Source organism: Anoxybacillus sp. J5B_2022, from assembly GCF_026847645.1.
Lineage (GTDB): Bacteria > Bacillota > Bacilli > Bacillales > Anoxybacillaceae > Anoxybacteroides.
Genome location: NZ_JAPSMC010000001.1, coordinates 131586 through 138782 on the forward strand (window position 1 = coordinate 131586; position 7197 = coordinate 138782).

Here is a 7197-nt window from a genome sequence, read left to right on the forward strand (position 1 = left end):
TTTTTTGTCAATGGTTATGCTTAAGCTACGCCAATTCTTGTTGCTTCGTTTCTTTTCCTAGCAGCCCAACCGCTAACACTCCAACGAAAATCGCCATGCAGAAAATCGCAAAAATCGTTGTGACTTCTGTTTTTTGTGCGGCGAGATAACCGACGAAAAGCGGTCCGAGAATCCCGCCAATTCGTCCGAACGCTGCTGCCATACCTGCGCCTGTAGAGCGAATGGAGGTCGGGTATTGCTCTGGCGTATATGCATAAAGCGCTCCCCACGCCCCGAGATTAAAGAACGATAACAAAATCCCAAACACCATTAGCCACGTAAGCGATTCGGCATTGCCGAAAAAGTAGGCGCTCACTGCTGTACCGATTAAGTAAGTAATCAAAACAAATTTTCGACCGGCACGTTCAATGAGCCAAGCGGCGCTAAAATAGCCTGGCAACTGCGCTAACGTCATCATGAGCACGTATTGAAAACTTTTAATTAAGCTGAACCCTTTCATGACCATGACGCTCGGCAGCCATAAAAACATGCCATAGTAGGAAAACACGACACAAAACCAAAGCACCCAAAGCATAATCGTTTCCCGCCGGTATGCAGAAGACCATACGTTTACGACGTTTGCCCAAACCGAGCTTTTTTTCGCCCCAGAAAAGCGCGGAGAGTCCGGCAAATTCCAACGCAAATAGACGGCATAAAGCGCCGGAACAGCGCCTAAAATTAGCGCCAGCTCCCACCCGTACGCCGGAATGACGAAATACGAGATCACTGCCGCTAAAAGCCAGCCAAACGCCCAAAAGCTTTCTAGCAGAACAACCGTTTTGCCGCGTTCGCTTGCTGGTACGCTTTCTGCGACTAATGTGGACGCGACCGGAAGCTCGCCGCCAAGCCCCATGCCGACAAAAAAGCGAAGCACTAAAAATGCCGCTAATGTCGCAGTAAACGCCGAAAGACCGCTGCCAAGCGAAAATAATAAAAGCGTTATAATAAAGACATGTTTTCGACCAATCCGATCCGCTAACAGCCCAAACAAAAGCGCGCCGACCGCCATTCCGATGGAGTTGACGCTGCCGATCCAACCCATTTGTTCCGCAGTTAAATTCCATTCTTTTTGCAGCGCCGCGATAATAAACGACAGCATCCCGACATCCATCGCATCAAACATCCAGCCAAACCCGGCAATGCCTAGCAACTTCCGCCGCGAAATCGCTTGTTGATTCATGACAAGCCTCCTCTTTTGACAAGTGTAAAGTCACTCCATGTTCTCATTATATTGGTATAATCACAGCGTTTCAAATAAAAAAACAAAGGAGGAACTCCCCTTTGTTATTTTGAAAATACTGCTTCCAACGTATACACAAGCCAGTCTTTGACGGTTTCAAAGGCAAACGGCACGTTTAGGCGTTCTGTCCATTGATGGGCGTCACGACCGACGGGGCCGACATTTAACACCGGGACGTTAAATTCCGCTAGCGCTTCAATCGGCAACGTATAGCCTTGGTTCCACATCGGCATATTGGCTGTTAAGACGCGCAAAGATGCTAGCGGCTGTTGCAGCCCGACATAGCTTAAATCAGAAATGCCGCCGAAATAGTGCTGCTGCACGAGCGTCACACCGTATGTTTCTTTCGCATATTGCTGCAAGCTCGACACAAGCCGCTGAATGAACGGTTCGTCGCTTGAATTGACAGCCGGATAATATGGCGGCGCATAAAATAGCACAATCATCGGCGCAAAATCTTTACAAAGAATGCCAAGTTGGTCAACAAACTCAATCGTCCGCTCGCGCTCGTCTTTTTTACTTCCCGCTATAAACACTTGCTTCTCTAGCTGCGCGACTTTTTCTTCACCAGCAATTTCCACCGATTTTTGCCGTAGTTCGGCAAACGTCCAGACGTTTACCGAAATGGACTTCGGCGTTGACTGTTCTAGTTGGGCAAAGCGGACCGCCTGCTCGTGATACCGTTTTTCAATGCGATCCGCCGCCCGTTTCGCCAGTCCAACGAGCGCTTCTGTTACGTTGTCGAGCGATTTTTTTTGCAAAAATAAATTAAATAACGTCACGGCCCGATGCGGAATTTGCACAGAATAATCTTCTTTTAAATCCGTCTGGAATAAGTTCGTCGGCGGCGGGCTTACTTCGCCGCCAAACACTTCGCAAAAATCAGTGTTTAATTCAAGTTCATTCATGATTTGCGACACCATCAAATTCGCATTCAACCCCGCTAACGGCTCGCCGACGTGCGTTTCTTTTCCATAACAATAAAAGCCCGGCAGCACTTTGCCGATCGAGCCGGTATAGATGTAATTCGTTTGATCTCCCGGATAGCGCGTAAACATCGGCTCCGAATTAAGCACCAACTGATATGCCAAATCATATTTTTTCGCCATTTCAACTAACGTCGGAACAGCCGCACGCATCCCGACCGAGTTCACTTCTTCATCCGGCACCGTCAAAAGCAGCAAATTTCCGTTAAACTGACCGTGGCACGCTTGCTCAATGAGCGACATATGGAGGGCAAGCCCGCATTTCATGTCCATTACGCCGCGGCCAAACAGCCATTCATCGTGTTGTAAATCGGCTTGCACATCAGCTGGAAGCTGCTCTTTCTGTTCATAAAAACGTTGCGTTAATGTTTCTGGCGAGAAAGCGAGCTCCTTCCATACCCCATAATCTTGCACATCGACAACGTCAAAATGGCTGACTAAAACGATCGTATCCCGCACTTGTTCCTCTTTTTTGACAAGTGCGGTAACGAAATAACGCCCATCCCCCGTCGGATGTAGCTGAACTAGTTCACGGTTAGCTTGAAAATAATCAAGCGTATGCAGCTGGTCGGCTATGTACTCTGACAAACGAACTTCTGCTTCCGACCCGCTTACGCTTGCATATTCCACTAAACGGCAAAGTAACTGTTTCAACTGCTGCCTCGTTTGCCACTTCATACTACATCACCCACTTTACATTCGCTCTTCTTTATTTTATCAAAAAAACGCCGCACATATGACAGGTGCAGCGTTACAAGTTCCATTTTGTAATGTCAAAAATACATTTCCCGTTAGCAGCAATGACGATGGAATGATTGCTTGGATACGGAAATAGACGCGCGGTAAATACTTCTTCGCCCCCATTCACAAACACTTCTATTGATGAAGTATCTAAAAAAATGTGCAATGAAAGGAGATGCTCCAAACGGCATTGCCTTTTTTCCGTTAAGCCGTTAACAAAACTTTTTCTCTCTAGCGTCAAAACGCGTTCATCATGGTGATAAATGAGCCGTGCATTATTGCGAATCTGCATTTCTATCATGCCTTCAAGTTGGTGAATATCGAATTTCAATTCGATGACATTACCGCTTATTCCTTCCAGCGAAATTTCCTCGTTCGCTACAGTTACATTCGTATAAGCAATTTCGTTTTTTCGCAGCTTTTGTAATTCCTCTACCGGCACTTGGTGTAGCTTGCCGTCAATAAGCCGAAGCTCGCGCGGCAATGTCAATGCGTGAATCCAACGCTGCTGAATGGTTGGATGTTTCTCCTCATCTTGGTCTGGCACTCCCATCCACGCAATCAAAAGCCGCCGACCTTTCGCATCCAGCGTCGTTTGCGGAGCATAAAACTCAAAGCCCCGATCTAACTCAGTAAACGATCCATGAACAAATTCCGCAGTTTCGTAATTCAGTCGGCCGACAAAATAACCGGCTTGATACACATTTTGATAATGCATCCCCTTCGCCTTCAAGCCTTGCGGACAGACAATCAGTACGTCTTGTCCATCCAATTCAAATAAATCGGGGCACTCCCACATGTAGCCAAACTCCCCTAATTGCTTCTGTTTTCCTCCGGCAATTGCACCAAGATACTCCCATTGCGTCAAATTTTTAGAACGAAATAGCACTGCCTTTCCATCTAAGCTCTCACTTTGAGCACCAACAATCATATACCAATCATCATCTTTTTTCCACACTTTCGGATCGCGAAAATGAGCCGTATATCCATCGGGAAGTGTAACAACAACTCCTTTTTTGACAAAATCGATCCCGTTCTCTGAAACGGCCATACATTGATACGTATGGCGGTTCCCATCTTCATCTTTTACGTTTCCAGTATAAAATAGCGTTAATAAACCATGATTATCAACGGCGCTTCCTGAATAGCACCCGTTTTTATCAAACCATTCACTCGGAGCTAATGCAACGGGCTCAAGCTTCCAATGGACTAAATCGCAAGAAGTATAATGTCCCCAAAATTTTGCACCATGGCCTGTTTTAAACGGCATCCATTGATAAAACACATGATATACGCCGTTCCAATGAATAAATCCATTCGGATCGTTCATTAATCCAACAGGCGGCATTAAGTGATACGAAAGCCGATATGGATCAGATTCGACAATTGATCGATATTTTTCAATTTCCATTTGAGCCAGCTGGATTTGTCGTTGTTCGATTGCTGATTTCATAAAAAACGCTCGGATACTCGTAACTCTCGAGCCATAAAACCTCCTTTCGCTTATTAAATCGACGATTAAGATTGGAAGCGCTCTTGCCCGCAGCCTGCGCTTTTGTTTCTGCCGCAAGCTGCTGGTAAAGAACTTTTATTTCATTCGTGAAGGCAATAAAAATTTTATTCTTCTTCTTTAAATCCTAATATCCATGTTGCGACAAATGCTGTGATCACAGCAATCGCAAAACCGATTAAATAGTTTATTAAGTTTGCCATCCCCATTGGCGCGACAATTGCAATCATCGGAATACCTGTTAGTCCATATGCGTTTGCTACAACGTTTGTAAAGACAACGTATGCACCGCCAACAGCTCCTCCAATCGCTGCGGCGATAAATGGTTTACGATATTTTAAGTTTATGCCAAAAATGACCGGCTCGGTAATGCCTAAAAATGCTGAAAAGGCTGCTGGCAATGCAATCTCTTTTGTTTTTGTACGCTTTGATTTGAAAAAGACAGCTAAGCCCGCACCGCCTTGAGCAATATTTGCCATCGACCAAATCGGTAATAAATAATTTTTTCCAATATCAGCTAATAATCCTGCTTCAATGGCGTGAAAGCTATGATGAACACCTGTGATAACGATCATTGAATATAACCCGCCAAAAATAAATCCAGCAAGTGCACCGCCTGTCTCATACACAAAATTTAATGTAGTCGTAATTCCTTTACCCACGATATTTCCGAGCGGACCAATCGCTAAAATCGCTGTAAACCCTGTCAAAATAACCGTCACAAATGGCGTAACAAGTAAATCAATCGAATGAGGAACAACTTTACGCAACGATTTCTCAATCTTGCTCATAACATATATTGCTAGTAGGATAGGAATAACCGTTCCTTGATAACCAATCATTGCAATATCAAAACCAAGGAAATGTAAATATTCTGGTTTTGCATTTGCTAATCCCCATGGATTTAATAAATTCGGATGCGTCATAATTCCGCCGATAACCGCGCCTAAAAATGGATTTCCGCCAAACTCTTTTGCCGCACTATAACCAATCAAAATCGGCAAAATGATAAACGCTGCACTTGAAAACATATCTAATAAAACGATCCACGCACTATCTGGGGCTACCCATTTGAACGCTTTCATCATGCCAAGCAATCCCATTAATAACCCGCTTGCAACAATTGCAGGAATAATTGGAACGAAAATATTCGATAATGTTTTAGCCAATCGCGCAATTGGATTCATTTTTTGTTTTATCGCTTCTTGATGAGTATCCGCACTAACGTTTTGCAAATTAGCTTCTTTTACAAACTGCTCGTATACTTTATTGACAACACCTGTTCCGAAAATAATTTGATACTGACCAGAACTTGCAAATGCTCCTTTTACCCCTTCTACGTTTTCAATCCCCTTTTGATCTACTTTTTTCTCATCGTGCAACACGAGGCGAAGACGGGTTGCACAATGAACCGCACTGATAATGTTTTCTTTTCCGCCTAACAACGGAATTAGCTGTTTTGCAATTTGCTCATAACTCATGATTTTTCCCTCCTGATCCTTATTTTTATAAAAATATAAAAAAGACCTAAAACGTACAAAAGATGAGATAAACATCTTTCATACATTTTAGGTCTTGCCTGCAACGTGCAGTCACAATCCCGCAATATTTACTATTTGTTTTCATTAATAGCACATTATACATAATAAGTCAACATTATACAAAAAAATTCAAGATTTTCTTATTAATCGTTGAATATGCAATGTAATGTATGCAAGTTCAGCATCAGGAAATTGAATGCCGTATTCCTCTTTTGCGTAGCGGGCCATGCTGATTGCACAAGCAAACTCTTTTTCATATTTCGTTTGAATGAGCCGCAGCATGTCCTCGTCTATCGTATGAAACAGTTCTCCAGTTTCAATCCGATTGAGCGCAAAACGCAAATGCGTAAGCAATCGTTGATACGAAATGCTTTCTTCGTCGACGTCAATATGCAATTGTTGTTTGATGAGTTCGATCATGTCACGAATAAGCGTCGTTTGTTGAAGCGTTTTATTCATGCTCGCGGCATCCATTTTGGCTGTATGAATGTGTAAAGCAATATGTCCAACTTCATCATCCGGAATCTCAACGCCAAGTCGCTCACGAATAAGCTGCTTTGCCCAAAGGCCAATTTGATACTCTTTTTTGTACAACACTTTAATTTCATTCAACAATTTATTTTGAATTTGGTACCCTTGTTGAATGCGCTCAATCGCAAAGGAAAGGTGATCCGTTAACGCAATATGAATATGGTTATTCAGAGGAGCCTGCAGTTCCCCCTCGGCATAACTAATAATTTCTTCAGCAATGGCAATATGTTCTTCAGGAAGCGTACGCAATAGTTCTTGAAACTTTTCGTTCTCCTCTTCCATAACAAAAATTTTTTCAATTTTTGTTCGGGGAATGATGTCATTTTTTCGCTTTTGAAATGCAATTCCCGGACCCATTACGATTTTTTCCTTACCTTCATCTAATACAACAACCGCATTATTGTTTAAAATTTTATGGATTCGTAACATCATTTTTCGTCCCCTCAACGAACAAAATTTTCACCACCATTATATCCTTTTCAGCAAAACGGGTAACAGGCTTGTTGATAACCCATACCATCGGTCTATTTATAGCTTTTATCCCCCATTTTAACTGACCACATAGGCTTATTGCCATGCTATTATGTTTTTATAAAATATAAATAATAA

General features: G+C 43.1%; 5 protein-coding genes. All 5 read right to left on the reverse strand.

The window, feature by feature from the left end; genetic code table 11:
- Window positions 1-25: 25 nt before the first annotated feature.
- Window positions 26-1219: an MFS transporter gene (locus tag M4I42_RS00705; protein WP_268850350.1), complete on the reverse strand. Its 1194-nt coding sequence runs from the start codon at window positions 1217-1219 to the stop codon at window positions 26-28.
- 104 nt (window positions 1220-1323) lie between these two features.
- Complete coding sequence (locus M4I42_RS00710) at window positions 1324-2943, reverse strand: M20/M25/M40 family metallo-hydrolase (protein WP_268850351.1); 1620 nt, start codon at window positions 2941-2943, stop codon at window positions 1324-1326.
- A 73-nt stretch (window positions 2944-3016) separates the two neighbouring features.
- Window positions 3017-4459: a sucrose-6-phosphate hydrolase gene (locus tag M4I42_RS00715; protein WP_268850352.1), complete on the reverse strand. Its 1443-nt coding sequence runs from the start codon at window positions 4457-4459 to the stop codon at window positions 3017-3019.
- A 164-nt stretch (window positions 4460-4623) separates the two neighbouring features.
- Complete coding sequence (locus M4I42_RS00720; protein WP_268850353.1) at window positions 4624-5997, reverse strand: sucrose-specific PTS transporter subunit IIBC; 1374 nt, start codon at window positions 5995-5997, stop codon at window positions 4624-4626.
- Between the two features lie 189 nt (window positions 5998-6186).
- Window positions 6187-7020 (reverse strand): PRD domain-containing protein, encoded by an 834-nt coding sequence (locus M4I42_RS00725; protein WP_268850354.1) that lies wholly within the window; start codon window positions 7018-7020, stop codon window positions 6187-6189.
- Window positions 7021-7197: the final 177 nt, after the last annotated feature.